Below are 26650 nucleotides of genomic sequence, written 5' to 3'. Positions count from 1 at the left end.
CCTTCCCGGTCTTGCGCTTTTCCTTGGCAAAATACGCCGGGGGGTGCGGGGGGCGGAGCCCGCGGGTCGCCTCGGGCTTGCCCGAGGCGAAATATCCTGCAACGCATGAAAAAGGGGGCCGAAGCCCCCTTCCCCGTGATCTTTTGAAACCGGCTCAGACCGCTTTCTTCAGCGCCTCGACCAGATCGGTGCGCTCCCAGCTGAAGCCGCCATCGGCTTCCGGCGCGCGGCCGAAGTGGCCATAGGCCGAGGTGCGCGCATAGATCGGGCGGTTCAGATCCAGCTGCGTGCGGATGCCGCGCGGGGTCAGATCCATGCATTCCGCCACGATACGTTCGATTTCCGCATCCGGCAGCTCGCCCGTGCCATAGGTGTCGGCATAGATCGAGAGCGGTTTCGCCACGCCGATCGCATAGGACACCTGAATCAGGCAGCGCTTCGCCAGACCCGCGGCCACCACGTTCTTCGCCAGATAGCGCGCGGCATAAGCGGCCGAGCGGTCCACCTTGGTCGGGTCCTTGCCCGAGAAGGCCCCGCCGCCATGCGGCGCAGCCCCGCCATAGGTGTCGACGATGATCTTGCGGCCGGTCAGACCGGCGTCGCCATCGGGCCCGCCGATGACAAAGGTCCCGGTCGGGTTCACCCACCATTCGGTCTTCTCGTCGATCCAGCCCGCGGGCAGAACCGCGCGGATATGCGGCTCCACGATGGCCCGGATGTCATCCGAGGTCTGGGATTCGTATTTGTGCTGCGTCGAGAGCACGATCGAGGTCACGCCGACCGGCTTGCCGTCCTCGTAGCGCACCGACAGCTGCGATTTCGCATCCGGGCCCAGCGTCGGCTCGGCGCCCGATTTGCGCACCTCGGCCAGACGGCGCAGGATCGCATGGGCATACTGGATCGGCGCGGGCATCAGTTCCGGCGTCTCGTCGGTCGCATAGCCGAACATGATGCCCTGATCGCCCGCCCCGTCCTTGTCGACGCCTTGCGAAATATGCGCCGATTGCGGGTGCAGGTAATTGGCGAAGTTCAGCGTCGCCCAGTGGAAGGCGTCCTGTTCATAGCCGATATCCTTGACGCAATCGCGCACGATCCCGTCGATGCGGCCCATGAACTCGGCCAGTTTCGCCTTGTCCGACAGACCCACTTCCCCACCGACAACCACCTGATTGGTGGTGGCGAAGGTCTCGCAGGCGACGCGGGCATTCGGCTCTTCGGCAAGGAAGGCATCCAGAACGGCATCGGAGATGCGGTCGCAGACCTTGTCGGGGTGACCCTCCGAGACGGACTCGGAAGTGAAGACATAATTAGAACGTGACATGGGGAAGTGCTCCATTGATGTGTTCCCACCCCGCCAGGAAGCCGTTGGAGTGGTGAAGGGACGCTAGCCCCCGATTCTGCGCCGGTCAACGCGCGATTTGCGCCCAAGCCCCCAAACCAGGGCAACTGCGGCGATAAGACCTGCAAGCCAGGGCAGATCGCCCCAGCGCGCATAGGGCGGCGCGGGCAAGGACCCGGGCAAGGCCGCGTCGATCACCCCCTGTTGCCCCATGCCGAGGCTTTCCACCACCTGCCCGCGCGCATCGATCAGCGCCGAGATCCCGGTATTGGCGGACCGCGCCAAGGGCAGGCCGAATTCGATCGCCCGAAACCGCGCCTGCACCAGATGCTGCACCGGGCCCGACATCTCGCCGAACCAGGCGTCGTTGGTGATCTGCAACAGCCAGTCGGGGCGGCGACCCGCGTGCATGTCCTGCGGAAAGACCGCCTCGTAGCAGATCAGCGGCTGCACAAGGCCAAGCCGCCCCAGATCGAGCAGCTTGCGCGTCACCCCCGCGGAATAGCCGTTGCCCTCGCGCGCGGCAAAGGCGCTGATCCCGAACCGGGCCAGCTCATCGCCAAAGGGGATGTATTCGCCAAAGGGCACCAGATGCACCTTGTCATAGACCGGGCCGATCTTGCCGCCCGCCCCGATCATCGCCAGGCTGTTGAAATAGCGCAGGCCTTCCTCGCGCTGGATGCCCACGGCAACCGGCACGCCGCGGGCCGCCTCGGCGATCATCGTCAGACCGTCGCCCGCACGATCGAGCAGAAAGGGCACCGCGGTTTCGGGCCAGAGAATCAGATCGGGCGCAGGCTTGCCGGGTGCGGGCGGCTGCGCGGTCAGATCCAGATGGCGAAAGAAGAATTCCTCGGCATAGTCCGGGCGCCATTTCAGATCCTGCGGCGCATTCGGCTGCACGATGCGCAGATTGACCGGCGCGGCCCGCGGCGGCACCGGCTGCGCCAGCTGCCAGCTGCCCGCGCCCCAAAGCGCCGCGATCACCGCCGCCGAAACGCCCGCCGCAGGCAGTCGCCAGTTCGCCCGGGGCATCAGCCAGGGCAGCACCGCCAGCGCCAGCGTCAGCGCGCCAAGCCCCATCGCGCCGACAAGGGCCGCGCCCTGCGCCAGCGGCGTGTCGATCCAGATATGGCCGAACAGCACCCAGGGCAGCCCGGTGAAGATGTAGCTGCGCACCAGATCGGCGCCGAAAAGCCCGACCGCCACCCCCGCCGAACGCGAGACCGAAGCGCCCCCCAGCCGCGCGCCAAGGCTCATGCCCAGGGCCCAGAAGAGCCCCATGCCCAAGGCCATGAAAACAAGCGCGAAAGGCGCCATCCAGCCATAGATCTCGGGCTCGACGAAGAAGGGCTCGACGATCCAGAACATCGCCAGCGCCGCATAGCCGGTGCCCGCCGCCAGCCCGACCCGAAAGGGAGAGGTCGCCTGCCCCATCGCGATCAGAAGCGAGAGCGCGACCAGCGCCACGCCCCACAGGCCAAAGGGCGCCTGTCCCAGCGCCACCCCCGCCCCCAGAAGCGCGGCCAGCCCCCAGACAAGGATCTTGACCGCGGGATTGTAAAGCGGGGGCACGCGCATGGAAGTTCCGTTCTGCTTGTTCTATTCGGCGGCGACGCCCGGCAGCCGCACCCGCAGCCGCTTGACCCGGCGCGGATCGGCGTCCACCACCTCGAATTCGACGCCGTTTTCCGCCACGATCACCTCGCCCCGGGTCGGCACGCGGTCGATCTGCATGAAGACAAGCCCGCCCAGGGTGTCGATCTCGGCGCCCTCTTCGGCATCGGCCAGTTTCATCCCGATCTCGGCCTCGAAATCGGTCAACGGCGTGCGGGCCTGCACCAGCCATTGCCCGGGCTTTTCCAGCTTCCACAGGCCGTCTTCTTCCTCGTCATGTTCGTCCTCGATCTCGCCGATCACCTGTTCGATCAGGTCTTCCAGCGTGACAAGACCGTCCACCCCGCCATATTCGTCGATCACCAGCGCCATGTGGATGCGCTGCAGCTGCATCTTTTGCAGCAAAACACCGATCGGCATCGAGGGCGGCACATACAGCAGCGGGCGCAACAGCTTGCGCAGCGAGAACCGGCCCGGGGCGCCGCCAAAGCCATGCGCCAGCGCCAGATCCTTCAGGTGTACCAGCCCCATCGGACTGTCGAGCGTGTCCTTGAACACCGGCAGGCGCGAATAGCCCTGGGTGCGAAAGACCTCGACCAGCTCGTCGCGGGGGGTGGTGACCGGAACGGCGACGATCTCGGCCTTTGGCACGGCGACATCGCCCACCCGCATCTTGCGCAGGTTGCCCAGCCCCGGCAGGCCCAGAGGGGCGGCCGCGGTGGCGGCGGATTGCGCCTCGGCGGGACCGGCCTCGCCCGGAGAGGCGCCAAGCGCACCCAATATGCGCCCGAAAAAGCCTCTAGGCTGAGGTTCGTTGCTACTCTCGCCGGCTTCGGCTTCCGAAGCGGGCGCGGCGGCGGCGGAATTGCTTCCGTCTGCGACTTGTCCCATCGTTCCTTTCCAACTGTGCCCCGCGGGGCTAGATCTCGTAGGGATTGGCGATCCCCAAGGCGGCCAAGATACGCACTTCGATGCTTTCCATCAACTGCGCGTCTGCGTCGCGGATGTGGTCATAGCCCAGAAGATGCAAAACGCCATGTATCACCAGATGTGTGACATGATCGTGAACGGATTTGCCCGCGGCCTCGGCCTCGCGCAGGCAGGTCTGATAGGAAATCGCGATGTCGCCAAGGGAATCACGCTCGCCCGGCACGAAGGGCTCGGGGAAATACGGCTCCTCGCCGTCGTCCTCGGCCGCCAGATCCTGCGCGGGCCAGGACAGGACATTGGTGGGCGTAGGTTTCCCCCGAAACTCGGCGTTCAGATCGGCGATGCGGGCATCGTCGCAGCCGATCAGGCTGATTTCCCAGGCCTCCGGGTCAAGCTCCTGATCGGTCAGGACAATCCGGGCCACGCGTTCCGAAAGCCCGGCAAGGTCGATCCCCTGCCAGGCCGCTTCCTCGATCAGACAGTCAACCAGCGGTTCCTTCATCCGACCGTTCATAGGCGTCAATGATCCGCGCCACAAGCGGGTGACGCACCACATCGGCGGCGGTGAAATAGTTGAAGGCGATCCCCTTCACCCCGCCCAGGATGCGTTCGGCATCGGCAAGGCCGGAGGCGGTGCCGCGCGGCAGGTCTATCTGCGTGCGGTCGCCGGTGATCACCATCCGGCTCCCCTGCCCCAGACGGGTCAGGAACATCTTCATCTGCATCGTCGTGGCGTTCTGCGCTTCATCCAGCACGACAAAGGCATTCGACAGCGTGCGCCCGCGCATGAAGGCCAAGGGCGCGATTTCGATGCGTTTTTCCTCCATCAGCTTGGCCATCTGCTTGGCGGGCAGAAAGTCGTTCAGCGCGTCGTAAAGCGGCTGCATGTAGGGATCGACCTTGTCCTTCATGTCGCCGGGCAGAAAGCCCAGACGCTCGCCCGCCTCGACCGCGGGACGGCTCAGGATGATCTTGTCGACCAGACCGCCGATCAGCATCGTCACGCCGACGGCGACGGCCAGATAGGTTTTCCCGGTGCCCGCAGGCCCGATGCCAAAGGCCATTTCATGCTCGAACAGCGCCCGCACATAGGCCTTTTGCGCATCCGTGCGCGGCTCGACCTGCTTCTTGCGGGTGCGGATTTCGTATTTTCCGGCCGCGAACATCTCCAGCTGTTCATCGACAGAGACCCCGTCATGGCCCAGATCCGACATCCGGATCGCCGCGTCGATCTCGCCCGCGTCGATCGGCTTGCCCGCCTCCAGCCGCGCGTAAAGCGCATTGAGCACCGAGCCCGCCTGCCCCTGCGCCTCGGCCGTGCCCACCACCGCCAGCTGATTGCCGCGGCGCAGGATATGCACCGAGAGCTTGTGCTCGATCTGCGCCAGATTGCGGTCGAATTCGCCGCAAAGGTCGATCAGCAACCGGTTGTCGGGATACTCGAGAAGCGTCTCGTAAGCGTCCTGAGTGCGGGGCGGGGGTGTGATCGCGCTGAAGCCCAACAACGTCTCCCTGGGTTAGGTTGGTAAAGATATGGTGCACCCCCCCCGGGTCCCACGCAAGCGCTGGTTGGCCCGAAAGCCGCGTCGGGGCAAAAAATTCATCTGTGCGACATGAAAGCGGCCGCGCAGGGCGTTGCGCGGCCGGATTGCCTTGTTTTTGGGCAGATGCCGGTTTCCCGGTCAAAGGTAATCGGGAACCGGCGAGCCCTGCTTGAACGGGCCGACGGCGGTGTTCGGCGGCGCGGCGCCCGAGCAGATCGGCTTGCCGTAATCATCGACGCGGGCGGACATGTAGCCCTCGACGCCATCGTCGATGATCCAGTGGTCGCAGCCCTCGGGATCGACCCAGACCCCGGCCTTGAGCGTGCTCAGATGGTGGGAATTGATGCCGCGGTCGATCGACTTGTCGGGGCCGTAGCTGTTGTCGCAGGCCGCCAGCGCCAGCGCCGCGGCGCCCAGCAGCAGGAATTTCGTGCCGTTCATGGTGGTGCCCCTCACTTCACGCAGATCACTTCGACGCGGCGGTTCTGCGCCATGCCCGCGGCGGTGGCGTTGGTCGCTTTCGGCATCCGTTCGCCATACCAGTTCACCGCCAGCACCGGGGCGCCGACCTGCTGCGCGACGCCCGCCACGGCCTCGGCGCGGCCCTTGGACAGGCGCATGTTGTATTCATCCGAGGCGCGGCTGTCGGTATGGCCGGTGATGATGAAGCTGCGCGCCTGCGCGGTGGTGAAGAACTGCTGCAGATATCCGCGCCCCGAGGCGGTCAGCTTCGTGCTGTCGGTGGCGAAAAGCGTGTCGGTCTGCAGCACGCCGCAGACGTTGCGATGGCAGACCGGGCGGCCGTCGCGGGTCTTGCGCGCGTCCATGTAGCCTTCGGTGCCGTCATCCATCGCCCAATGTTCGCAGCCGTCAGGGTCGATCCAGATCGCCGGAATGTAGGTCTCGGCCTTTTGCTGCGCCGCCACCGGGCCCAGCGAAGCCGCCAGAGCCAGAGCCGCCGCACCAAAGATCGCGACCACGGGTGCCCCCCCCAGGGTCAATCTTGTCATCCCCCACGCCTCCTAGAATGGCCGCCCCGGCCGGGCCGGGGCGTTAACGAATATGAACCACAGTAACAAAACCTTGAAACAAGGAAAGGGCTTTCGCCCGGTTATTGTGGCGCCAGCGGGAACAAACCGGGGCGCAATTTGCGCGAATTGGGGCAGTTTCGCGGCAGATGCGGCAAATCCCGTGCAATCGGGAAAGCTTTTCCGGACTGCCCCAGCGGGTCAGAGCACCTCGCCCGCCAGCGAATTCGGCGCCGAAGCGGTGATTCTCACCTGCGCCAATGTGCCCGGGCCGATGCCCTCGGCCGTGACATGCACCGCATGCAGGTAATCCGACTTGCCGACCCATTGCCCGGGCAGACGGCCGGGCTTTTCGAACAGCACGCCCACCTTGCGCCCGACCATCGAGAGCTGCGTGGCCTTCTGCTGCGCGGTGATCAGCGCCTGCAGCTCCTGCAGCCGCGCATCCGCCACCTCGGCCGCGACCGGGGTGCGGCTGGCGGCGGGCGTGCCCGGACGCGGCGAATATTTGAACGAAAACGCCGCGCCAAAGCCCACGGCGCGGATCAGATCCAGACTGGCCTGATGATCGGCCTCGGTCTCGCCGGGAAAGCCGACGATGAAATCGGACGACAGCACCAGATCGGGCCGCGCCGCGCGCAGCCGCTCGACCAGGCGCAGATAATCCTCGGCGGTATGCTTGCGGTTCATCGCCTTCAGGATCGGATCCGAGCCCGATTGCACCGGCAGATGCAGATAGGGCATCAGCTTCGGTTCGTCGCCATGCGCTGCGATCAGATCCTCGGCCATGTCGTTGGGGTGGCTCGTGGTGTAGCGGATGCGGTCGAGCCCGTCGATCCGGGCCAGCGCCCGCACCAGACGGCCAAGCCCCCAGCTGCCGTCCGGGCCGTCGCCGTGATAGCCGTTGACGTTCTGGCCCAGAAGCGTGATTTCCCGCACCCCCTTGGCCACCAGCTTTTCGGCTTCCGTCAGGATGCGCGCCACCGGACGCGAGATTTCCGCGCCCCGCGTATAGGGCACGACGCAGAAGGCGCAGAACTTGTCGCAGCCCTCCTGCACGGTCAGAAAGGCCGTGGGCCGCGCCTGCACCGGGCGTTCGGGAAGACGCTCGAACTTGTCCTCGGCGGGGAATTCGGTGTCCACCGGGCGTTCGCCGCGCCCGACCGCCGCCACCATCTCGGGCAGGCGGTGGTAGTTCTGGCTGCCCACGACCAGATCGACCAGCGGCATGCGGCGCATGATCTCCGCACCCTCGGCCTGCGCGACGCAGCCCGCGACGCCGATCGTCAGCCCCGGTTTCGCCTCCTTGAAGGGGCGCAGCCGGCCCAGATCGGAATAGACCTTTTCGGCGGCCTTTTCGCGGATGTGGCAGGTGTTGAGCAGCACCATGTCGGCCTCGGCCGGGTCATCGGTCAGGGTATAGCCCTGCACGCCCATCGCCTCGGCCATGCGCTCGCTGTCATAGACGTTCATCTGACAGCCATAGGTCTTGATGTGCAGCTTTTTCGGCGCGTCGGACATGGGGCCTCCCGGGGTTGGCGCCCGATACCGCAAACGGGCCCGTGCCGCAAGTTTTGCGGCGGGACGGTGCCGCCGGGGCAGAAAAAAAGGGCCGGTTGCCCGGCCCCAAGTCAGCGATGAGAGAGTGCGGGGACGCTGGCCGACCGCGATCTTACTTGGTCAGGATCAGCTTTCCCTGCCGCGTGATACGCAGCGTATAGGTTTGTCCGTCGAGATCGATCTGTGCCAGATTGCCGCCCCGGGTCAGGATGCGCGCATCATGGGCGGGCAGGACCGGGGTCGCACTGCCCGACAGCGGAAGGCTCATGTTCATGCGCGTCCCTCCCGCCGGTCCAGGATCGTTTCGTGGCGATGGGCGTGATCGAGCCCGGTGCACAGCGCGGCGACAAGATCGGAGAGCGAGAAGGAAACCTGCCCCCGGTCGTCGCGCTGCGGCGCGGCCGGGCAGGTGCGGAAGGGAAGGGCAAGGGCCATGGGCAGATCCTCGGCGGGTTGCGATCAATGACCTAAACCTGACAGAAATGATTGGGTATGTAAAGCCCGAATCTTTTAGTCGGGAACCCGTTGCGGCAGCCCCGTCGCGACGGGGACCGGCAGCGGCAGCGGCGCCTGCTCCGGCCCCAGGTCCGGCCCCAGTTCTGGCGCCAGCTCCGGCAGCGGTTGCGGGCGGCCGAAATGATAGCCCTGCGCCGTCTGGCACCCGAGGTCGCGCAACAGATCGGCCACCTCGGCGCTTTCCACCCCCTCGGCCACGGTGTGCAGACCCAGCGCCTGCGCCAGCATCACGATGGCGCGCAGGATCGGCGCGTTGCGCGCATCCGCCTGCAGCCCCAGCACGAAGGATTTCTCGATCTTCAGCCCGTCGATCGGCAGATCGCGCAGATGCGACAGCGAGGCGAAGCCGGTGCCGAAATCATCCAGCGTGATCCGGATCCCGGCCGCGCGCAGCCGCTCGAACCCCGCCACCAGCTCGGGGGTGCGCTGGTCCACCAGCACGGTCTCGACGATCTCCAGCTCGATCTGCGCCGCCGCCACCCCGGCCCGCGCCAGCGCCCGCAGCAGATGCGTGGCGAAATCGCCCCGCCGCAGGCTGTGTTCCGAGACATTCACCGCCACCCGTCCCAGTCCCGGCCCCATCCCCGGCTCCGGTCGGCGCAGATCGGCCAGCACCCGGCGCAGCACCGCCGCATCCAGCAGGGCGGCGCATTCGGGATCGTCCAGCGCCTCGGCCCAATCCCCGGGGCCGCTGATCTGCCCGGCCCGGTCGAAGATCCGCACCAGCGCCTCGTGGCCATCCGGGGCGCCATCGGCCAGCCGCAGCTTCGGCTGATACCAGACCCGGATCCGGTCCTCCTGCACCGCGTCGCGCACGCAGCCGATCGCCCGCCGCCGCGCGCCGACCCGCGCCAGCATCGCGCCGCGCAGGAAATCGGCGCCGCCGCCCGCGCGCTTGATCTCGCTCAGCGCCTCCTTGGCGCGGGCAAACAGCGCCTCGGGGGCGCGGCCATCCTCGGGGAAGGCCGCAAGCCCCATCGCCGCGCGCAGCCGCACCGTGCCGCCGAACCCGGCCAGCGGCGCCTCGAGCGCCGCCGCCGCCGCCGCCGCCAGCCCGCGCGCCGCCGCATCGGGATCGGCGGCGGGCAGCAGCAGCGCGAATTCGTCGCCCACCAGCCGGGCCGCGAACCCGTCCCCGGGCAGCAGCGAAGCCAGCCGCCCGCCGATCTCGCGCAGCATCGCATCGGCCCGATCCGCCCCGAAGCGATGGTTCACCGCGCCGAAATCGGCGATGTCGATCACCACCAGCGCCAGCGGATCCGCCGCGGCACAGGCGTCGCGCAGCCGACTGCGGAAGTGGTGCCGGTTCGCCAGCCCGGTCAGATCGTCGACATGCGCCATCCGCCACAGCCGCTGCCGGTCTTCCTGCGCCCGGGTGATGTCGCAGATCACCCCCTGCACCCGCTCGACCCGGCCCTTTGCCCAAAGCGCCTCGCAAGACAGCCGGATCTGCCGCAGCGCCCCCGCGGGGGTGCGGATCGCCGCCTCCAGATCCAGCGGCGGATGCAGCCCCCCGGGCGCGGTCAGACTGGCCCGCAGCTGCCGCCGCAGCGGCTCCGAGACCAGCCGGTCGAGCAGCGCGTCAAGCCCGTCCGCCGGGCCCGGCCGCAGCCCGAGAATGTCGAACATCCGGTCCGAGCCCTGCAGCCGGTCCTGTGCCGGATCCCAGCACCAGGCGCCCACCTCGGCCATGCGCTCGATCTGCGTCAGCCAATGCGCGCGGGTCTGCGCCAGCGCCACCTCGCGCGCCTGGTCCTCTTCGAACAGATGCCGCCGCTCGGCCTCGAACAGCACCAGCACGCTGCCCCCGTCCGGGTTTCGCCGCGCCGACAGCAGGCAGCGCCGCGCCCCGCCGCGGCGGTCGGGCAGCGACAGCGACGCCTCGTCCAGCCGCCCGTTCAGCCGCAGCTGCGGCAGCAGATGCGTGGTCCAGAACAGCCGCCCCGCCGGAGACAGCAGCGCCGCCAGATCAAGCCGGCCGATCACCTCGGCGGCGGGACGCCCGATCCAGTCGCACAGCGTCGCATTCGCGCTTTCGATGCGCCCGGCGGCATCCAGCTGCAAAAGCCCGCAAGGCGCGGCCCGCAAGGCGGCGCCATGATCGGCGTCCGGCGCCGCCAGGTCCGGTTCCTGCGTCCCGCGCGCCGAGAGAGAGATGGGGGGCGTCGGCGGGCTCATCACACATCAGGCCTGCGGCGGCGGCGTGTCAAAGGCGGTCCGCAGCGCCGCGGCCACCGCCTGCGGATGGCTGATATGCGGGCAATGGCCGGAACTGTCGAGCCGCACCAGCCGACTGCCCGGGATCGCCCGATGCACGAAATCGACCGCGGTGTCCGGCGCGATCGGATCGTCGGGCGATTGCAGGATCAGCACCGGCACCCGCAACAGCGGCAAGAACGCCCGGGTGTCGGAAAAGAAGGTGGCGCGGGCAAAGGCCGAGGCGATCTCGGGGTCGTTGCGCTGCAGCCGCCGGGCGAAGTCCCGCGCCAGATCCGGCCGGTCGGGGTTGCCGGTGGCGACCGGCGCGAAACTGGCCGCCCAGCCAATGAAATTGCGGTCCATCAGCGCCAGCAGATCCTCGACCGTGTCGCGGCTGAAACCGCCGTGATAGCCCTCTTCGTCCAGATAGCAGGCCGAGGGGCCGATCATCACCAGCTCGGCGAAAAGATCGGGCCGCTCGAGTGCCGCAAGCGCGCCGATCATCGAGGAGATGGAATGGCCGACGAACCGCACCGGCCCCAGATCGAGCCGGGTCAGCAGGCGGATGACATCCTCGGCATAGCCCTGCAGGCGGGCATGGCGCTGACGGTCGTAAAGCGCCGGATCGGCGCCCCCGCAGCCCGCGTGATCGAACAGCACCACCCGATGCCGCAGCGCCAGCGACGGCGCGACATCCTTCCAGACGGTCTGGTCACAGCCGTAGCCATGCGACAAGACCACCGGCGCGCCCTGCGCGCCAAGCATGCAAAGGTTGCAATCCAGGCTGTCAAGCATCGCCCCCTGCCCCCGAAAGTTGAATCGGTCCCGCATCAAACACAACTCTACCGGCCAAAATTCGTTCTGCAAACCTTGCCGCGCGAAAATCTTTGCAATCCGCGCGTGTTCCGGTTTGTCTGAGGCAAATCGCGGGGGCGCGAACGGGGGGCGGATGCGGATCGGGATCTTGGGGACGGGCGCGATCGCCGAGGCGGTGGTGCGGGGGATTGCCGCGGACGGCCACGAGATCACCGTCTCCGACCGCAGCGCGACCCGGGCGGCGGCGCTGGCGCGCGAGGTCGCGGGGCTGCGCGTGGCGCCCAATCAGGCGGTGCTGGAGGCGGCCGATGTGGTGATCCTCGGCCTTGTCGCGGGGGCAGCGGCCACAGTTCTGCCAGGGCTGCGGTTCCGGCCCGGGCAGCGGGTGATCTCTCTGATGGCGGGGGCGGCGCTGACCGAGGTCGCGGCCTGGGTCGCCCCGGCCCGGGCCGAGGCGGTGATGCTGCCCTATCCCGCCATCGCCGCGGGCGGATCGCCGATCCTGGCCTTTGGCGACACCGGGCTGGTCACGGCGCTGTTCGGCGCGCGCAACCGGATTTTCGCGCTCGCCTCCGAGGCCGAGCTGGCCGACTTTCTGGTGGCGCAGGCGGTGCTGTCGCCGCTGGCGCTGGCGCTGGCGGACACCGCGGCCTGGCTGGCCCCGCGCGTCAGCGACCCCGCCGCGGCCGAGGTCTTCCTGCGCGATCTCGTCGCCACCAGCCTGGCCGCCGGTCCGCTGCGCGATCTTCTGACGGCGCTTGACACCCCGGGCGGCTACAACCGGCGGCTGCGCCAGCACATGGAGCGCGCGGGGCTGACAGGGGATCTGCGCGCCGGGCTTGACGATCTGGCCGGGCGGGCGCCGCCGCGCTGAGCCCTCCCCCCTGCCCTGCTCCGCTGTTGCCGCGGTCAAGCCCGCTTGCATTTGCCCGCGCCATCCGCGACCCTGCGCAAAAGGGGGCATGACGGCATGGATTACGCTTCGCAGACCGATTTCCTGCGCGTGGCGCGCGAGGTTCTGGCCAAAGGGCCGGTCGCGGTGATCCTGGTCGAGGATCTGGTCGAGGTGGAAAGCACGCTGCGCCACCATCTCAAGCTCGGCTTTCGCACGCTGATCCTCTGCGCCCCCGAGGCGCTGCGCCTGCCCGCCGATCTGGCGGCGCAGGTCCATCGCATTCCCTGGATCGCCGCGCACCCCGAGGCCTTTCTGGACGCGCTGAACCCGCTGATCGCGGCCGCGCCGACCGGCACCTGGTTCTATTACGGCTTCAACGCCGAATATCTCTTCTATCCCTTCTGCGAGACCCGCACGGTCCGGGAAATGCTGGCCTTCCACACCGAGGAACGCCGTTTCGGCATGCTGAGCTACGTGATCGACCTTTACGCCGCCGATCTGGGCAAGAACCCCGACGGGGTGAACCTGGCCGAGGCGATGCTGGACCGCACCGGCTATTACGCGCTGAGCCGCCCCGATCCGGGCAATCCGGGCCGCCCGCGCGAACGACAGCTGGATTTCTTCGGCGGTCTGCGCTGGCGGTTCGACGAGCATATCCCCCCGGCGCGGCGCAAGATCGACCGGATCGCGCTGTTTCGCACCGCCCCGGGTCTGGAACTGCGGGCCGATCACACGCTCTCGGACGAGGAGAGGAACACCTATGCCTGTCCCTGGCACCACAATCTGACGGCAGCGATCGCGTCTTTCCGGGTGGCCAAGGCGCTCAAGCGCAATCCGGGCTCGACCTATGACATCCCGACGTTTCGGTGGGACAATTCGGTGCCCTTCGAGTGGTCAAGCCGCCAGCTGATGGACCTCGGCCTGATGGAGCCGGGCCAGTGGTTCTGAGGGCGGCCGTGCGTTTGTGTGCCGGTCCCTCAAACGTGCCGCAATGACGGGGAAACGCCGCAAGATTGACACTTGCAGCTTCCGCAATCGCGCCTGAGCGATTCTGCGGCCGTTTCGCGCGGTTTTCAGACGATTTCGGCCAAATCTGTCAATCGGCAGGCAAAACTGACCCCTTATCGGCATTCAAGATTGCCCCCCTTTGCGGCGTAGAGATCAGGGCCTGAGCCGACGGAACTGATCACAGAGTGGAGGCGGGTCAGGCCCTGATCGGGGTCAGGCGCGGTTTTTGAAGCGCCAGGACTCGTTACCGGTTTCGATGATCTCGCAGTGATGGGTCAGGCGGTCGAGGAGTGCCGTGGTCATCTTGGCGTCGCCGAAGAGTGAGCCATGGAGCCGCCACTGGTCCGAGGCCCATGGCGAACGGCCATTCGCCGAAGGCGAGGTTGGTGGTGACGAGGATGGATGTGCGTTCGTAGAGGCGGCTGATCAGGTGTCGGCTGGTCCTCCTGAGGCTGTCATAGCGGGCGCAATCGGCCACGGGCTCGTGGGTCAGGCGTAGCGCGGTGGGGGTGAATAGAAGCGGTGGCGGGGCTGGGTCGCGTCGGCGCGCAAGGATGTTGATGACGACCGGCGCGGAATGGACGCCTTGATCCACGGCTTCCCGACAGGCGGCTTCGACGGCCTGCAACCCGTCATTAGGCACGCCGCTCAGGATCTGGACCATCTGCCGGTCGCCATCATCGCTGCCCTTCAGCTTGCGCCGGATCGCGGCCATGGCGGGTGGGAGAACCCAGTCCCTGAAGGGCGCACCGTTGCGCAGCGCGCCGGGTTTGCGTGCCAGAACAGGTACATAGTGCCATGGATCATAGACTGTCTGACCCCACCCGAAGGCGCGGGCGTGCTCTCCCACGATCACTCCATCTTGCCGGATCACGATCCGCTCGGCATAGGCATGCACCTCGATGGGACGGCCGACGGCCGTGGCCAGGACGGAATACTTGTTATTATCGAACCGCACGGTGCAGGTCTTTGACACGGAAGCGGGCACGCTGTGGAGCCTCGGGGACGCGACCGAAGTGACGAACGCGCTCCGCAAACGCTGGCAGGCGCGTCATGGCAACACCGCATATTTCCCGGCCGGCCGGCTACAGTCTCGGATCGAAGCCTGCCTCAGACGCAAGCTCGCGGCCCTGCCAGGCATCGCGGAACTCAAGTCTGAGCAACGCGCGGCCCTCCGCCGTATCGCCCGCGAAGGCGCGCGGGTCGTTGGCCCCAGAACGCCGCATGAGATCGATGTCCTGACCGCCGCGCTGCATGCCGAGGCACCGTGGATGGCAGCGGTCTCGACAGTGATCTGGCAGCAGTTGCTCTCATCCGTCTCCACCGGCCACACCGGGCTGCGCCTGCCCCCGATCCTCTTGGTCGGCAACCCGGGTTGCGGCAAGAGTCATTATGCGCGCCAGCTCGCGGCAGTTGCGGGCGTGCCGTTGCGTCGGATCGACGTCGGATCCGGGTCTTCGGGGTTCCGGATCGGAGGCGTCGAATAGGGTTGGGGCAGCGCCACACCCAGCGTCCCGGTCGAGATTCTTTTGGCAACGCGCGTGGCCAAACCGCTGATAATAGTCGATGAAATCGACAAGGCGGGGGTGGTCACCAGCGATCGCGGCATGAGTAGGCCCATCGTCACGAGCCTGCTCGAGGTGCTCGATCCCGGGACCGCGGCGCACTCCGAATGCCCGGTCCACCGCGTGCGGATCGACGTGTCGCATATCAGCTGGGCGCTGACGGCCAATGATCTGCGCAACGTCCCCGTGCCGCTGCAGGATCGGTGCAGGGTGTTGCATGTGCCCGACCCGGGGCTGCCGGATCTGCTGGCGCTCTATGACCGGATGACCGCCGCTATCGACGATGTCGAGACCGTGGCCCATGGTCGCGAATTGCTCACCGTCCTTGCGGGATAGCCCCTCAGCCTGAGGCAGTTGCTGGACTGGGTCGCGGTGGTGCGCGGCTATGGCCGACGCTCTCGGCATCACTGATCCGGCGCCGTTTTCGCATTCTTCCCGTGACCCGGAGGGCCGCAATGACACCCGATGATATCGTCGATCCGCTGCGCCCATTGCAGCGCCTCTCCGACGCGCTGCGCGACACAATACATCTGCGTCCGGGCGCGCAACGCGACATCACCCCGGATATCGCCCAGCTGCTGGGCACCTGGCGTTGGGCACAAAGCCTGGATCCTGCCGCACCGATCCTGGCGCGGGATCTGGTCAGCCTGTGCAACCATCTCGATGCGCTGACCCAGGCCGAGCCAGAGCCGATCATGCTTGCCGATGCGCCCCGGATCGATCGCTGGTGCGCGGCCGTGGTCGACAATCTGCCGGTGCCGGTCGGCGTCGTCACCGGTCATCCTCGTTTGCGCAAGGGCGCCCGGACGATGACCTCGCCGCTTATTCGCATCGCTCTCGACAAGGGATGGGCACGCACATTTTCGCGCTATAACCTGCTCGGCCGCCCCGATCGGGCCGTCCTCGCTGCGTTGCGCGCCAAGGGTAGGTTGCGCGCAGATGCGCAGTTCTTCAATGTTCCGATCGCCGGGGGCTGGACCTGAGCCCTTCGCCGGGGCAAGGGAGGGTTCGCTCTCGCCAGATCTGGCGCAAGCCCCCATTGCCCGGAGAAAACCATGTCCCGAGACGCCGAAATTCGCGCCAAGCTCGCCCGGCTCGAGGCTCTCTTCGCACGCGGCGCCACCGAGGGCGAGCGCGCCGCCGCCGGGGCGGCGATCGACCGCTTGCAGGCCCGTCTTGGCGCCGATGCGCCCGTTGACGAACCTGAAACCGAGATGCAATACACCTTTCCCGACACTTGGTCGGTGCGCATCTTCGTGGCGCTCTGCCGCAAGCACGGCGTGCGCCCCTACCGCTATCCCCGGCAGCGCCGCACCACGGTGATGGTCCGCGTGCGGCAGCGCGCGTTCGAGGCGACCGTGGCTGCGGAATTTCGCACGCTGCACCGGGAACTGATCGGCTATTTCGAAGAGATGGTCGATCACCTGATCGCCGACGCGATGCGCGGCGACGGCGACGATGAGACCCTGGAGCAACGCCAGATCGGTCGGTGAGAGACGGCCCCGACCGTCCTGCGGTCAGGGTTCGAGACCCACCGCCGGACCGTAGTCGTCGAACGCATAGGCCGGCAGAAACTGGCGCCCCGCGAAAAAGCGCCGCTCGACTTGCGTCATGCCCGCCTCATCAGAGACCTGCCGCCAATGCCGCGCGATTGTCTCGACCTGCGCATCGATGATCCCGCGGGCAGTCCCGGTATCAAGCAAGAACGCCGGCGCGGCGCTCAGGGCGAGGGTCAACTGCGACGTCCGGCGCCCCTCGGCGATGATCATCGCCTGGTTCGCCTCGCTGCCCGCGCGCCGCTGCGGGGCAATGTCGTAGGCAGGTGTCAGGCGCAGCAGCTTGCCATCCCAAAAGGCCGCATGGTTGCGCGCGTGGTCATCGGTATTGCCGACCAGAATGTTGAAAGTCAGCCGCGAAAACATCTCGCGCAGGGTCTGTTTCGGCGCATGAAACTTCTTGCGAATGATGTCGGCGAGCCCGGGATAGGAGATGTGATGCGCCGCCATCTCGTGCTCTTGCGTCCAGGTCAGCGCCGAAACCATCGCCCTGCGCGCCCATCCGTCCGCCGCAGCGGGAACCCGGTCGAACCGCTCCACCAGGAGAACGTCGCGATCAAGCGCTCGGGTGATCGTGACGGGGGCGGTGTCGATCCCGGCCAGGGCCGCCAGCCGCATGGCGGCGAATTCCGCCTTCACCATCGCAAAACTGTCACTCGCCGCCGAGAATTTCGCGATCAGCTTGCGCCCGGATCCCGCATCGGTGCGCAGCGCCTTGGGACGCGCGCCACCGATGGAACTGCCGTGCAGCACCGCCCGGTCGAGCGCAGGCGGAACGGGCTCCCCGGCTTCGATCCGGTCGGAAAAAGCCATAAGCTCGTCGAGGCTCGCCTCTTCGCCCTCCCGCGGCAGATACTCCTGCCCCGAGGCCTGAAAATCGAGCGCCCCGATCCGATCGGAGCCAGACCGCGCCATGAAGGTCATCTCGCCAAAGGCATCCCCGGCGATCTCGTCGCGCCGATATCCCAGAAGGTCATGCACAATGACGCGCCGCCCCCAACGGTCCGGCAGCGCATCGCGCAGGCTTGGCGCCAGATCGTGCCCGGGCGGCGGATCGATCAACCCCGCACGCAGCGGCAGGTCGAGATCGAAAACGGCGATCGCATCGGGCCGCTCAAGGTAGCTGCGCCCGTAGTTGAAGAATATCCGCGTGCCTTCGCGTGCGACCCGCCCGGCCACCACCGGCTGCGACGCGCCCGGCAGCCAGATCCAGACAAAGAGTTCCGTCGGTTCAGAAATCATCCTTCAGCTCCGGCTTGCGGGAATGGATGCGACGCGGCAGCAGATCGAGCCGAAGCCGGGTCTCGGCATGCCGCGCCTCGACCGCAGCCTCGCCCCCGAACAGATCCAGCCCGACCAGAACCGCAGCCTCGAACACCGTGCCGATCGCCACCGAGGGCTTTGCGCTTTCCAGTGCCCGCACCGTCTTTCGCGCGCATCCCAACCGGTCGGCAAGGTCCTGCTCGCTCCAGCGCAAGAGCTTCCGGCGCGCCTGAATCTCGTCGGCGAGCAGCGCAAGCATGCGACGCGTGGCAAGGGACAGCGGCTGGAGACGTTCCATCGGACGGGCGGAATGAGGGGTTTTGATGGCGGCACCTTAGGGCATTGCGACGATGGACTCAACGCACTACATGTGATTTGATCCCTTTAATGCACTTTAAGTTCTTAAAAATACCTATAAGAAACAATATTCCGAATACTGTTGATCCACAAACGTGAGCAGGACAACCTTTCCCCTGCTCGAGCGGCCCGATCGGGCCTTACCGGTCGAACTGTCGGCTGGGATCAGGTTGCGCGCAGATGCCCGCCCCTTCGAGGCTCCGATCAGCGGGGGCTGAACCTCCGCCCCTGGGGGAGGAGTGCAACCATTCACCCTGCGCCACTCAGAACGATGCGCCACGCCACATATGACTGAAAAATATAGATATTTATGCGATATACGCCCAGCAACGCAACAGTCTGCAGCCACAAGTCAATACTGAACAACTTTTTTCCGATAAATACTTTCCATTTTCTTGGGGCTGCCACAGGTAGAGTGCAGAAGTTGTCTTAGGTCATGTTGACAAATGGCGGAGCCAGAGCCTGATGCAGGCGATGTCTATGAAGCCGAGGAAACTGTCTGCGGTTTTGTCGTATCGGGTTGCCAGCCGACGGCTGTTCTTCAACTTGTTGAAGCAGCGCTCGACCCTGTTGCGCAACGTGTATATGGCCATGTCGACGACCTTGCGAACCTTCCGGTGCTTGCGCATCGGTATCATCGGTAGGGCATCACGACTATCGATATCTTCTCGAACCTTATCAGAGTCATAGCCCCTGTCAGCGACCAGACCGGCGGGCTGTGGCAGGTTGTCCGCCATCACCAGATCATATCCGGTGTAGTCGGAAACCTGCCCCGGCGTGATCTCGGTTCTCATCGGAAGGCCGACACCGTTGACGCGCAAATGGATCTTGGTCGAGAACCCACCCCTTGAACGGCCAAAAGCTTCTTCGGAGTCCCCCTTTTGCGCCCGCCGCATGATGATGGGCGCGGATCACAGTGCTGTCGACCATCTGGAGCTTGTCGGGCGCCAGCGCCCCGCGTGGTTCAAGCCATCCAGGACGTCCTCCCACAGCCCGGCGAGCGTCCAGCGCCGGAACTGCCGGTAGACAGATGACCACTTGCCAAACTCCTCTGGCAGGTCCCGCCACGGCGCACCGGTTCGCGCGATCCGGAAAATGCCATCTAGAACAAGCCGATGGTCCGCAGGCTTGCGCCCGTTCGGATGCCGGACGGCCCGGATGAAGCCCTCAAAGAATGCCCATTCGTCGTCGGACATCAGGTTGCGTGCCAAGGTCACCTCCCACGTAGAGATGATCTTGAATCACAGCTGACCACGGAGGGGAATCCGTTTTGTCAACACGGCCCATATTGCCACTACATATCAAGCACTTACGTAATCTCATTTACATGAAGTCCGCAATTTGCGGCAAGTTTGGGTGGCACGTGACATTTGGGTGCCGGTCCCTCAAACGTGCCGCAAGATTGACACTTGCAGCCTTCGCAATCGCGCGCTGAGCGAGTCTTGCGCCGTTTCGCGCGGTTTTCAGACGATTTCGGCCAGATCGTTCCCCCCGTTCCGTCAAGATTGAGGGCCGGGCAGTTTCAGGGCAAATCAGGGAGGTCAGACTTGCCCCCAGCCCTTCCGCGCCTCCCCCTCGGCCCCTGACGCACTGCCGACGACCGCCGAAACGGTCCGGGATTGTCTGCGGATTGACCGGCACTTCCGGTCATAGACCCACGAGAGGACGTTGCGGGGACAAGGAAAGATGACACGCAGGCCAAGAGGGGGGGGGCAGCGCCCCTGCCCGCTCACAACACCTGCGCCGCCGCCCAGGCCGAGGACCAGGCCCACTGGAAGTTGTAGCCGCCGAGCCAGCCGGTCACATCGACGACCTCGCCGATGAAATGCAGCCCCGGCACTTGCTTTGCCTCCAGCGTCTTCGCCTCCAGCGCCTCGGTCGCCACGCCGCCCACCGTCACCTCGGCGGTGCGATAGCCCTCCGACCCCACGGGACGCACCTGCCAGGCCTGCACCTGCGCCGCCAGCTGCGCCAGCGCGCGGTTGCCGTGATCGGCCAGCCGCCCCGACAGCCCCGATTGCGCCACCGCCAGCGCCGCCAGCTTGTCGGGCAAAAGCCGCCCCAGCGCGGTGTGCAGCGCGATCCGCCCGGTCTCGGCCCGGATCGCGGCCAGCTCGGCGGCGATGTCGCGCCCCGGCGCGAGGTCGATCGTCAGCGCGTCGCCCTCGCGCCAGTAGCTGGAAATCTGCAGGATCGCCGGGCCCGACAGGCCGCGATGGGTGAACAGCAGATCCTCCTCGAGGCTGCGCTTGCCCAGGCTCACCCGCGCGGGCAGGCCGATCCCCGCCAGGGGCGCGGTGCGCGCCAGATCCTGTTCGGCGAAGGTCAGCGGCACAAGGCCGGGCCGGGTCTCGGTCAGCCGCAGCCCGAAGCTTTCCGCGATGCGATAGCCCAGCCCGGTGGCTCCGAGCTTCGGGATCGACTTGCCCCCCGTCGCCACCACCACCCTTGCCGCCCGCAAGATCCCGTCCGAGGTGACCACCTCGAATCCCTGCGCCCCCTGCCGCACCGTCTCGATGCTGCAGCCCAGCCCGATCTCGCCGCCCGCGCGCAGATCGGCCAGCAGCAGATCGACCAGCTGCCAGGCCTTGCCGTCAAAGAACAGCTGGCCGCGGTGCTTTTCATGCCAGGCGATTCCCGCGGCATCCACCCGGGCGATCATGTCGGCGGGGGTGAAGCGGCTGAGCGCCGACAGCGCGAACCGGGGGTTTTCCGACAGGAACTGTTCGGGCGCGTTCTGCCGGGTCAGCTCGCGGTTGGTGAAGTTGCACCGCCCGCCGCCCGAGATGCGGATCTTTTCGCCCGGGCGCTGCGCGTGATCCAGCACGATCACGCGGCGGCCGCGGCGGGTGGCTTCGGCGGCGCAAAAGAGCCCGGCGGCCCCCGCACCAAGGATGATGGCGTCATATTGGGTCATGCGAGGGCTTTGCCCGCGGCGGAAAAAAAGCGCAACGGATTTCGTGATTTTTCCTCTTGCGCCCTCCCGCAGCCTTGGCTAAACACCGCCGCACAGCGTTGGGGTATCGCCAAGCGGTAAGGCAGCGGTTTTTGGTACCGCCATTCCTAGGTTCGAATCCTAGTACCCCAGCCACTTCTTCCGGATCAGTCTTGCAAGACCTGGACCCAGCCCTCGGGGCTCAGGCGTCCTGAACCGGGGTGCACACCGGGCACCACAAGCCCCCGATGCCCCCTCCAGCCCTGCCCCGATCCTGTCGTCCCGCTCATCTGCGCCTTCGACAGATTGTGACCGACACAACGCCACGCCTTGTCGCGGCCTTTCCGCAGGACCAGTCTGGCCGCAAAACCGCCCGGAGGTCCCATGCGAAACACTCATCCCGTCCTGGAGGCCATCGACAGGCACCGCAAGGATCTGACGGCGCTCGCCGACCGGGTCTGGGACACGCCGGAACTGCTTTACGGCGAGTTTGCCTCCTGTGCCACCCACACCGAGATGCTGCGCGCCAAGGGCTTTCGCGTCACCGAAAACGTCACAGGCATTCCGACCGCGGTGATGGGCGAAGCGGGCGACGGCGGGCCGGTGATCGCGATCCTTGGCGAATATGACGCCCTGCCCGGGCTGAGCCAGGTCGCGGGCATCGCCGAGCCGCAGCCGGTGGTCGAGGGCGGCAATGGCCATGGCTGCGGCCATAACCTTCTGGGCGCGGCCTCGCTTCTGGCGGCCTGCGCGCTGAAGGACTGGCTGGCCGCCACCGGCACGCCGGGCCGGGTGCGCTATTACGGCTGCCCCGCCGAGGAGGGCGGCGCCGCGAAAGCCTTCATGGTGCGCGACGGCGCCTTTGCGGGGGTCGATGCCGCGATCACCTGGCACCCCGACGGCATGACCCGGGTCGATGACCCCGAAAGCCTTGCCAACACGCGGATGGATTTCAGCTTCACCGGCCGCGCCAGCCATGCCGCCGCGACGCCGCATCTGGGGCGCTCGGCGCTGGATGCGGTCGAGCTGATGTCGGTCGGCGTGAACTACCTGCGCGAGCATATGGTGAACGGCGCCCGCATCCACTACGCCTATATGGACGCGGGCGGCACCGCGCCGAATGTGGTGCAGGCCCGCGCCAGGGTGCGCTATTCGATCCGGGCGCTGGAGCTTTCGGACATGCTGGCGCTGGTCGAGCGGGTGAAGGACGTGGCCCGCGGCGCGGCGCTGATGACGGGCACGGCGGTTGATTTTCAGGTGATCTCGGCGGTGTCGAACAACCTGGTGAACGAGGTGATGGACCGCGCCATGCAGCAGGTGCTGGAGGATCTGGGCGGCGTGCCCTTTGATGCCGCCGACCGCGCCTATGCCGAGGCGATCCGCGCGACGCTGAGCCCGACCGACCTTGAAGCGCCCTGGCGCGCCGTGGCGCAGGAGCCCACCGCGGCGCCGCTCTGCGACTGGATCGTGCCGCTCAAGCCGGGCGGGGACAAGATGATCGGCTCGACCGATGTCTCGGATGTGACCTGGGCGGTGCCCACGACCGAAGTTCTGGTGGCCTGCCATGCGATCGGCACGCCGGGGCACAGCTGGCAGCTGACCGCGCAGGGCAAATCGGCGGCGGCGCACAAGGGCATGACGCATGCGGCAAGCGCGATGGCGCTTCTGGCCGAGCGGCTTTGGACCGATACCGAGCTGCTGGCCGCGGCGCAGGCCGAACATGCCCGCCGTCTGGCGCGCACGCCCTATACCAGCCCCCTGCCCGCCGATCTTGCCCCGCCGCTGGTGCCGCGCCCCGTCTGAGTCGCCTCAGGCGGCGATCTCGCGCAGCAGATCGCACAGCCGCGCGGCGGCGGCGCGGATCTGCGCCTCGTCAAAGGCGGTGTAGCCCAGCACAAGGCCCTGCGGCGGCGCGGGCAGCTGCGCATGGGCCGACAGCGCCTTCAGCGTCAGCCCGCGATCGGCGCCGCGCAGGACGATCTCCGCATCGGAGGCGCGGGCGCGCAGCGCGGCCGCAAGCGGCGCCACCAGATGCATGCCGGAGGCATCCGGGCGCAGCTCCAGCAGCCCGGCCACCGGCTGCAAGGCATCGATCAGCACCGCCTGCCGTGCCGCATAAACGCGGCGCATCCGCCGCAGATGGGTGGCAAATTCGCCGCTCGCCATGAAGGCCGCAAGCGCCGGTTGCGGCAGCAGCGAGACCCGCAGCCCACCCCGCGCCAGATAGCGCCGCACCCGGCCCGCAAGCGCTTCGGGCACCACCAGATAGCCGATCCGAAGCCCCGGGCTCAGCAGCTTCGAGAACGAGCCGGAATAAAGCGTCGCGCGCAGACCGTCGAGCCCGGCAAGGCTGGGCAGCGGCTGGCCGCGATAGCGAAATTCGCCGTCGTAATCATCCTCGACGATCAGCCCGCCCGTCGCGCGCGCCCAGCCCAGCAGCGCAAGACGCTGCGGCAGCGCCATCGCCACCCCGGTCGGATACTGCCGCGAGGGGGTGACGATCACCGCCTGCGTGCCCTGCGGAATCGCTGCCGGGTCAAGCCCTTCGGCGCCGATGCGCAGCGGAAGCGGCCGCGCCCCGAGATCGCCCAGAAGCGCCTGCTGCACCGGCCAGCCGGGGTCCTCCGTCGCCACCGCAGCGCCCGGCGGCAACAGCGCATGGCACAGGATCTCGGTCACGTCGCGCGCGCCGGAGGTGATCACCACCTGCTCGGGCGTACAGGCAAGGCCCCGCCAGACCGCCAGATGATCGGCGATCGAGGCGCGCAGCGGATACCAGCCGAAAGGATCGGCCCGGTCCAGCAACCCGGCCTCGGGCGCGCGCCAGGCCCGTTCAAGATGCCGCGCCCAGAGCCGGTGCGGAAACAGCCGCTGATCGGGCAGACCGGGCAGGAAGGGCAGGACCGGCGCGGTGTGACGCGTCAGCGGCGGCACGCCCGGCGGCGGCGGGGCCAGATGCGGCAGATCCCCGGCCACGAAAGTGCCCGCGCCCGGACGCGTCTGCAGATAGCCCTCGGCGATCAGCTGGTCATAAGCGGTGGTGACGGTGAGCCGCGACACCGACAGCTCGCCCGCCAGCGCCCGGCTGGAAGGCAGCCGCCGCCCGGCCGCGCCGCCGCGCAGGATCAGCGCCCGCAGGGCCTCGGTCAGCTGCAGATGCAACGGCCCGGCCCCGCGGGCAAGCGTCAGGCCGAACAGCGCGGCCTCGAAAGTGGATCGGTCTTTTTTATCCGGATTGGCCATGTTCCCATATCCACTATCGCGCTAGGCCTGCAACAGCAACGGATTCAGGAGACCCCGATGAGCGAGAGCCTTGCCGTCACCGAACGCAGCCGCCTGCGCCGCCTGCACGAGCGCGGCGCCCATGACCGCGCCACCATCGACGCCATTCTGGATGCCCAGCCGCTGTGTTCGGTGGGCTATGTGATGGAGGGCAAACCCTATGTGACGCCCACGCTGCAATGGCGCGAGGGCGATCATGTCTACTGGCACGGTTCCTCGGCCAGCCGCGCGCTGCGGGCGGGCAAGGGAACCGAAGTCTGTCTCTCGGTTTCGATCCTTGACGGCTTCGTTCTGGCGCGCTCGGGCTTTCATCACACGGTCAATTCGCGCTCGGTGACGCTGTTTGGCACCGCCTTCGTGGTCGAGGATCCGGCCGAGAAACTGGCCCGGCTTGCGGCTTTCGTGAACCATCTTTTCCCCGGCCGCTACGAGGGGCTGCGCCCCGATCATCCGCAGGATCTGAAGGGCACGATGGTGCTTGGCCTGCCGATCACGGAAGGCTCGGCCAAGCTGCGCAGCGGCGGGCCGAATGACGAGCCGGAAGATTACGCCCTGCCGATCTGGGCCGGGGTGGTGCCGGTGTCGCTGCAGATCGGCGCGCCGATCCCCGATCCGCGCAACCTGCCGGGCGTTTCCGTGCCCGATCACGCCCGCAAGCCGCGGATCGGCTGAGCCTGTTGCCGATTGGTCTTTCGTGCCCGGCTTGCGACGCAGCCGGGCACGCGCGCTTTACGCCTGCGCGACCTCGGTGATCCACTCTTCAAGCAGACGAACCCCGAAGCCGGTGCCGCCGCGACGGGCGAGCGGCAGGTCTTTCTCGGCCAGTTCCTTGCCCGCGATGTCAAGATGCGCCCAGCGACAGCCGCAGGTGAACTGGCGCAGGAAGGCCGCGGCATGGGGCGCGTCGCCATCGTGCAGATCGGCGGCATGCTGGCGCAGATCGGCCAAGGGCGTGCGCAACTCCACCTCATAGGCCGGATCGAGCGGCAGCCGCCAGAACCGCTCGCCCACGCTTTCCCCCGCCGCCAGAAGCTCTGCCGCAAGGTCATCATCGGTGGCGAACAGCCCGGCAAAGACATGGCCCAGCCCCTGCATCACCGAATAGGTCAGCGTCGCCAGATCGACGATCACCCGCGGTTTATGACGGCTGGCCGCAAGATAAAGGATGTCGGCCAGAACCATCCGGCCCTCGCAATCGGTGTCATAGACTTCGACCGTCTTGCCCGAGAGCGTGGTGACGATGTCGCCGGGCTTGTAGGAACTGCCCGAGAGCAGGTTTTCGGCGATGCCCAGAACCCCCACGACATGTTCGCGGCTGCCCTGCCGCGCCAGCGCCAGCATCGCGCCGATCACGGCCGCGGCCCCGCTCATGTCGGCGCGCATGCCGAACATCTGCGGCCCGGACTTGATGCACAGCCCGCCCGCGTCGAAACAGATCCCCTTGCCGACCAGCGCGACGGGCGCTTCGGGGCTGCCCTCGGGGCGATAGCGGAGGGTGATCACCCGCGGCTTGCGCGCCGAGCCCATGCCGACGGCCAGAACCGCATTCATCCCCAGACGCGCCAATTCGTCGGCGTCCATCACCTCGATCGCGATCCCGGCGGCGGCAAGCGGGCCAAGATGATCGGCGAAATTGTCGGGATGCAGGTGGCTGGCCGGAAAGTTTACCAGATCGCGGGCCAGCGTCACCCCCTCGGCCAGCGCCTCCATCCGGGCGAGCGCGGCATCGGCCTCAAGATCGGTGGCAAGGGCCAGCTGCAGCGTGAAGGGCCGATCGGCGCGGCCCATCAGGGGCGCGCGATAATTGCCCAGCCGCACCCCGTGGACGAGCGCGGCAAGAAGCTCGGCCGCCTCGGGGCCGTCGCCATCCTGCACCAGCGTCGCGGCCTCTTCGCCCAGGGCTTCAAGATGGCGCGCAAGGGCCACCCCCGCCCGGGTCGCCGCAAGGGGGGTCAGCGCCTCGGGGGCGCCAAGGCCCAGAACGATGATGCGCGCAGAGGCCAGCCGCTGCGGCGCCAGAATATCAAGGCAGGCCCCCTCGGCCGCCTTGAACCGCGCCGCGTCCAGCGCGCGGCGGATCGCGCCCTTTGAGGCCGCCTCCAGCGCCGCGGCCCGCGGGCCAAGGGCGAGCGCGGCGGTCAGCGGCAGGATGACGACGCGGGTATCGGGCATCGGGCCGGTGGAGCGGGAAACGGTGACAGGCATGACAACCTCTGAAGTTTGAAGGGGATGGTGCGCGC

Annotated in this window: 25 protein-coding genes, 1 tRNA gene, 3 pseudogenes and 1 riboswitch; of the genes and pseudogenes, 9 read left to right on the top strand and 20 right to left on the bottom strand. The window is 67.4% G+C overall.

What is annotated here, in order from left to right; genetic code table 11:
- Positions 1-154: 154 nt before the first annotated feature.
- The 12 genes from metK to RCAP_RS05550 all read right to left on the bottom strand — a co-directional run bounded on the left by metK (position 155) and on the right by RCAP_RS05550 (position 11528).
- Positions 155-1321, bottom strand: coding sequence for a methionine adenosyltransferase (gene metK, locus RCAP_RS05595; RefSeq protein ID WP_013066857.1), 1167 nt, complete (start codon positions 1319-1321; stop codon positions 155-157).
- A gap of 7 nt (positions 1322-1328) precedes the next feature.
- Positions 1329-1377, bottom strand: a riboswitch (SAM-SAH riboswitch).
- Positions 1378-1384: 7 nt separating this feature from the next.
- Positions 1385-2920 (bottom strand): apolipoprotein N-acyltransferase, encoded by a 1536-nt coding sequence (gene lnt / locus RCAP_RS05590; RefSeq protein WP_013066856.1) that lies wholly within the window; start codon positions 2918-2920, stop codon positions 1385-1387.
- A gap of 21 nt (positions 2921-2941) precedes the next feature.
- Positions 2942-3847 carry a transporter associated domain-containing protein gene (locus RCAP_RS05585; RefSeq protein WP_013066855.1) on the bottom strand — a complete coding sequence of 302 codons (906 nt, stop codon included), beginning with the start codon at positions 3845-3847 and terminating at the stop codon, positions 2942-2944.
- A 28-nt stretch (positions 3848-3875) separates the two neighbouring features.
- Positions 3876-4388 (bottom strand): rRNA maturation RNase YbeY, encoded by a 513-nt coding sequence (ybeY, locus tag RCAP_RS05580; RefSeq protein WP_013066854.1) that lies wholly within the window; start codon positions 4386-4388, stop codon positions 3876-3878.
- Positions 4369-5388, bottom strand: coding sequence for a PhoH family protein (locus tag RCAP_RS05575; protein ID WP_013066853.1), 1020 nt, complete (start codon positions 5386-5388; stop codon positions 4369-4371). Before RCAP_RS05575 ends, ybeY begins: the two co-directional genes overlap by 20 nt.
- A 180-nt stretch (positions 5389-5568) precedes the next feature.
- Positions 5569-5871, bottom strand: coding sequence for a hypothetical protein (locus tag RCAP_RS05570; protein WP_013066852.1), 303 nt, complete (start codon positions 5869-5871; stop codon positions 5569-5571).
- An 11-nt stretch (positions 5872-5882) separates the two neighbouring features.
- A complete protein-coding gene (locus RCAP_RS05565; protein ID WP_013066851.1) occupies positions 5883-6440 on the bottom strand; it encodes an OmpA family protein in 558 nt (185 codons plus the stop codon).
- Positions 6441-6659: 219 nt separating this feature from the next.
- Positions 6660-7979, bottom strand: a complete 1320-nt coding sequence (gene miaB, locus RCAP_RS05560; RefSeq protein WP_013066850.1) for a tRNA (N6-isopentenyl adenosine(37)-C2)-methylthiotransferase MiaB — start codon at positions 7977-7979, stop codon at positions 6660-6662.
- Between the two features lie 151 nt (positions 7980-8130).
- The gene (gene hemP / locus RCAP_RS18820; RefSeq protein WP_013066849.1) at positions 8131-8292 is read right to left on the bottom strand and encodes a hemin uptake protein HemP; all 162 of its coding nucleotides are present in this window, start codon (positions 8290-8292) and stop codon (positions 8131-8133) included.
- Positions 8289-8453 (bottom strand): hypothetical protein, encoded by a 165-nt coding sequence (locus tag RCAP_RS19540; protein WP_013066848.1) that lies wholly within the window; start codon positions 8451-8453, stop codon positions 8289-8291. Before RCAP_RS19540 ends, hemP begins: the two co-directional genes overlap by 4 nt.
- Before the next feature lie 75 nt (positions 8454-8528).
- The gene (locus RCAP_RS05555) at positions 8529-10712 is read right to left on the bottom strand and encodes a putative bifunctional diguanylate cyclase/phosphodiesterase (protein ID WP_013066847.1); all 2184 of its coding nucleotides are present in this window, start codon (positions 10710-10712) and stop codon (positions 8529-8531) included.
- Positions 10713-10718: 6 nt separating this feature from the next.
- Entirely contained in the window at positions 10719-11528 is an 810-nt protein-coding gene (locus RCAP_RS05550; RefSeq protein ID WP_013066846.1) for an alpha/beta fold hydrolase, read from the bottom strand.
- Positions 11529-11682: 154 nt separating this feature from the next.
- On the opposite strand from RCAP_RS05550, the gene RCAP_RS05545 reads away from it, so the two are divergent.
- Together RCAP_RS05545 and RCAP_RS05540 are read left to right on the top strand one after the other, a co-directional pair.
- Positions 11683-12423 (top strand): NAD(P)-binding domain-containing protein, encoded by a 741-nt coding sequence (locus RCAP_RS05545; protein ID WP_013066845.1) that lies wholly within the window; start codon positions 11683-11685, stop codon positions 12421-12423.
- Positions 12424-12519: 96 nt separating this feature from the next.
- Positions 12520-13392, top strand: coding sequence for a glycosyltransferase family protein (locus tag RCAP_RS05540; RefSeq protein ID WP_013066844.1), 873 nt, complete (start codon positions 12520-12522; stop codon positions 13390-13392).
- Between the two features lie 273 nt (positions 13393-13665).
- Here the strand turns inward: RCAP_RS05540 and RCAP_RS19220 are convergent.
- Together RCAP_RS19220 and RCAP_RS18815 are read right to left on the bottom strand one after the other, a co-directional pair.
- A pseudogene (locus RCAP_RS19220) lies at positions 13666-13885 on the bottom strand (ATP-binding protein); the annotation flags it as partial.
- A gap of 9 nt (positions 13886-13894) precedes the next feature.
- Positions 13895-14446 (bottom strand): annotated as a pseudogene (locus RCAP_RS18815) (Mu transposase domain-containing protein); the annotation flags it as partial.
- On the opposite strand from RCAP_RS18815, the gene RCAP_RS19215 reads away from it, so the two are divergent.
- From RCAP_RS19215 to RCAP_RS05520, 4 genes are all read left to right on the top strand, one after another.
- The gene (locus RCAP_RS19215) at positions 14355-14939 is read left to right on the top strand and encodes an AAA family ATPase (RefSeq protein WP_187148642.1); all 585 of its coding nucleotides are present in this window, start codon (positions 14355-14357) and stop codon (positions 14937-14939) included. The pseudogene RCAP_RS18815 and the gene RCAP_RS19215 overlap by 92 nt on opposite strands.
- Before the next feature lie 120 nt (positions 14940-15059).
- Positions 15060-15353, top strand: coding sequence for a P-loop NTPase family protein (locus RCAP_RS18350; RefSeq protein WP_131618289.1), 294 nt, complete (start codon positions 15060-15062; stop codon positions 15351-15353).
- Between the two features lie 119 nt (positions 15354-15472).
- A complete protein-coding gene (locus tag RCAP_RS18345) occupies positions 15473-16000 on the top strand; it encodes a DUF6634 family protein (protein ID WP_013066841.1) in 528 nt (175 codons plus the stop codon).
- Between the two features lie 72 nt (positions 16001-16072).
- The gene (locus RCAP_RS05520; protein ID WP_013066840.1) at positions 16073-16510 is read left to right on the top strand and encodes a hypothetical protein; all 438 of its coding nucleotides are present in this window, start codon (positions 16073-16075) and stop codon (positions 16508-16510) included.
- A gap of 24 nt (positions 16511-16534) precedes the next feature.
- Here RCAP_RS05520 and RCAP_RS05515 read toward each other — a convergent pair whose 3' ends face one another.
- From RCAP_RS05515 to RCAP_RS05495, 4 genes and pseudogenes are all read right to left on the bottom strand, one after another.
- On the bottom strand, positions 16535-17815 hold the full coding sequence (locus RCAP_RS05515) for a type II toxin-antitoxin system HipA family toxin (protein ID WP_013066839.1): 1281 nt from the start codon (positions 17813-17815) through the stop codon (positions 16535-16537).
- The gene (locus RCAP_RS05510; protein WP_187148637.1) at positions 17805-18095 is read right to left on the bottom strand and encodes a helix-turn-helix domain-containing protein; all 291 of its coding nucleotides are present in this window, start codon (positions 18093-18095) and stop codon (positions 17805-17807) included. The genes RCAP_RS05515 and RCAP_RS05510 overlap by 11 nt, the downstream gene beginning before the upstream one ends.
- Positions 18096-18627: 532 nt before the next feature.
- Positions 18628-19410: pseudogene (locus tag RCAP_RS18805) on the bottom strand (IS5 family transposase).
- Between the two features lie 512 nt (positions 19411-19922).
- Positions 19923-21110: a BaiN/RdsA family NAD(P)/FAD-dependent oxidoreductase gene (locus RCAP_RS05495; RefSeq protein WP_013066836.1), complete on the bottom strand. Its 1188-nt coding sequence runs from the start codon at positions 21108-21110 to the stop codon at positions 19923-19925.
- Positions 21111-21209: 99 nt separating this feature from the next.
- Between RCAP_RS05495 and RCAP_RS05490 the strand changes: the two genes are divergently transcribed.
- Positions 21210-21284: transfer RNA gene (locus RCAP_RS05490), tRNA-Gln, on the top strand.
- 228 nt (positions 21285-21512) lie between these two features.
- Positions 21513-22931: an amidohydrolase gene (locus RCAP_RS05485; protein WP_013066835.1), complete on the top strand. Its 1419-nt coding sequence runs from the start codon at positions 21513-21515 to the stop codon at positions 22929-22931.
- A 6-nt stretch (positions 22932-22937) separates the two neighbouring features.
- On the opposite strand, the gene pdxR is transcribed toward RCAP_RS05485, so the two are convergent.
- Positions 22938-24371, bottom strand: coding sequence for a MocR-like pyridoxine biosynthesis transcription factor PdxR (gene pdxR, locus RCAP_RS05480; RefSeq protein ID WP_013066834.1), 1434 nt, complete (start codon positions 24369-24371; stop codon positions 22938-22940).
- A gap of 57 nt (positions 24372-24428) precedes the next feature.
- Between pdxR and RCAP_RS05475 the strand changes: the two genes are divergently transcribed.
- Entirely contained in the window at positions 24429-25082 is a 654-nt protein-coding gene (locus tag RCAP_RS05475; RefSeq protein ID WP_013066833.1) for a pyridoxamine 5'-phosphate oxidase family protein, read from the top strand.
- 57 nt (positions 25083-25139) lie between these two features.
- Here RCAP_RS05475 and RCAP_RS05470 read toward each other — a convergent pair whose 3' ends face one another.
- Entirely contained in the window at positions 25140-26615 is a 1476-nt protein-coding gene (locus RCAP_RS05470; RefSeq protein WP_013066832.1) for a leucyl aminopeptidase family protein, read from the bottom strand.
- Positions 26616-26650 lie beyond the last annotated feature (35 nt).

It is taken from the genome of Rhodobacter capsulatus SB 1003 (assembly GCF_000021865.1).
Classification (GTDB): domain Bacteria; phylum Pseudomonadota; class Alphaproteobacteria; order Rhodobacterales; family Rhodobacteraceae; genus Rhodobacter; species Rhodobacter capsulatus_B.
Note: the sequence above shows the minus strand (reverse complement) of the source record. Positions and strands in the feature narration are given on the sequence as shown.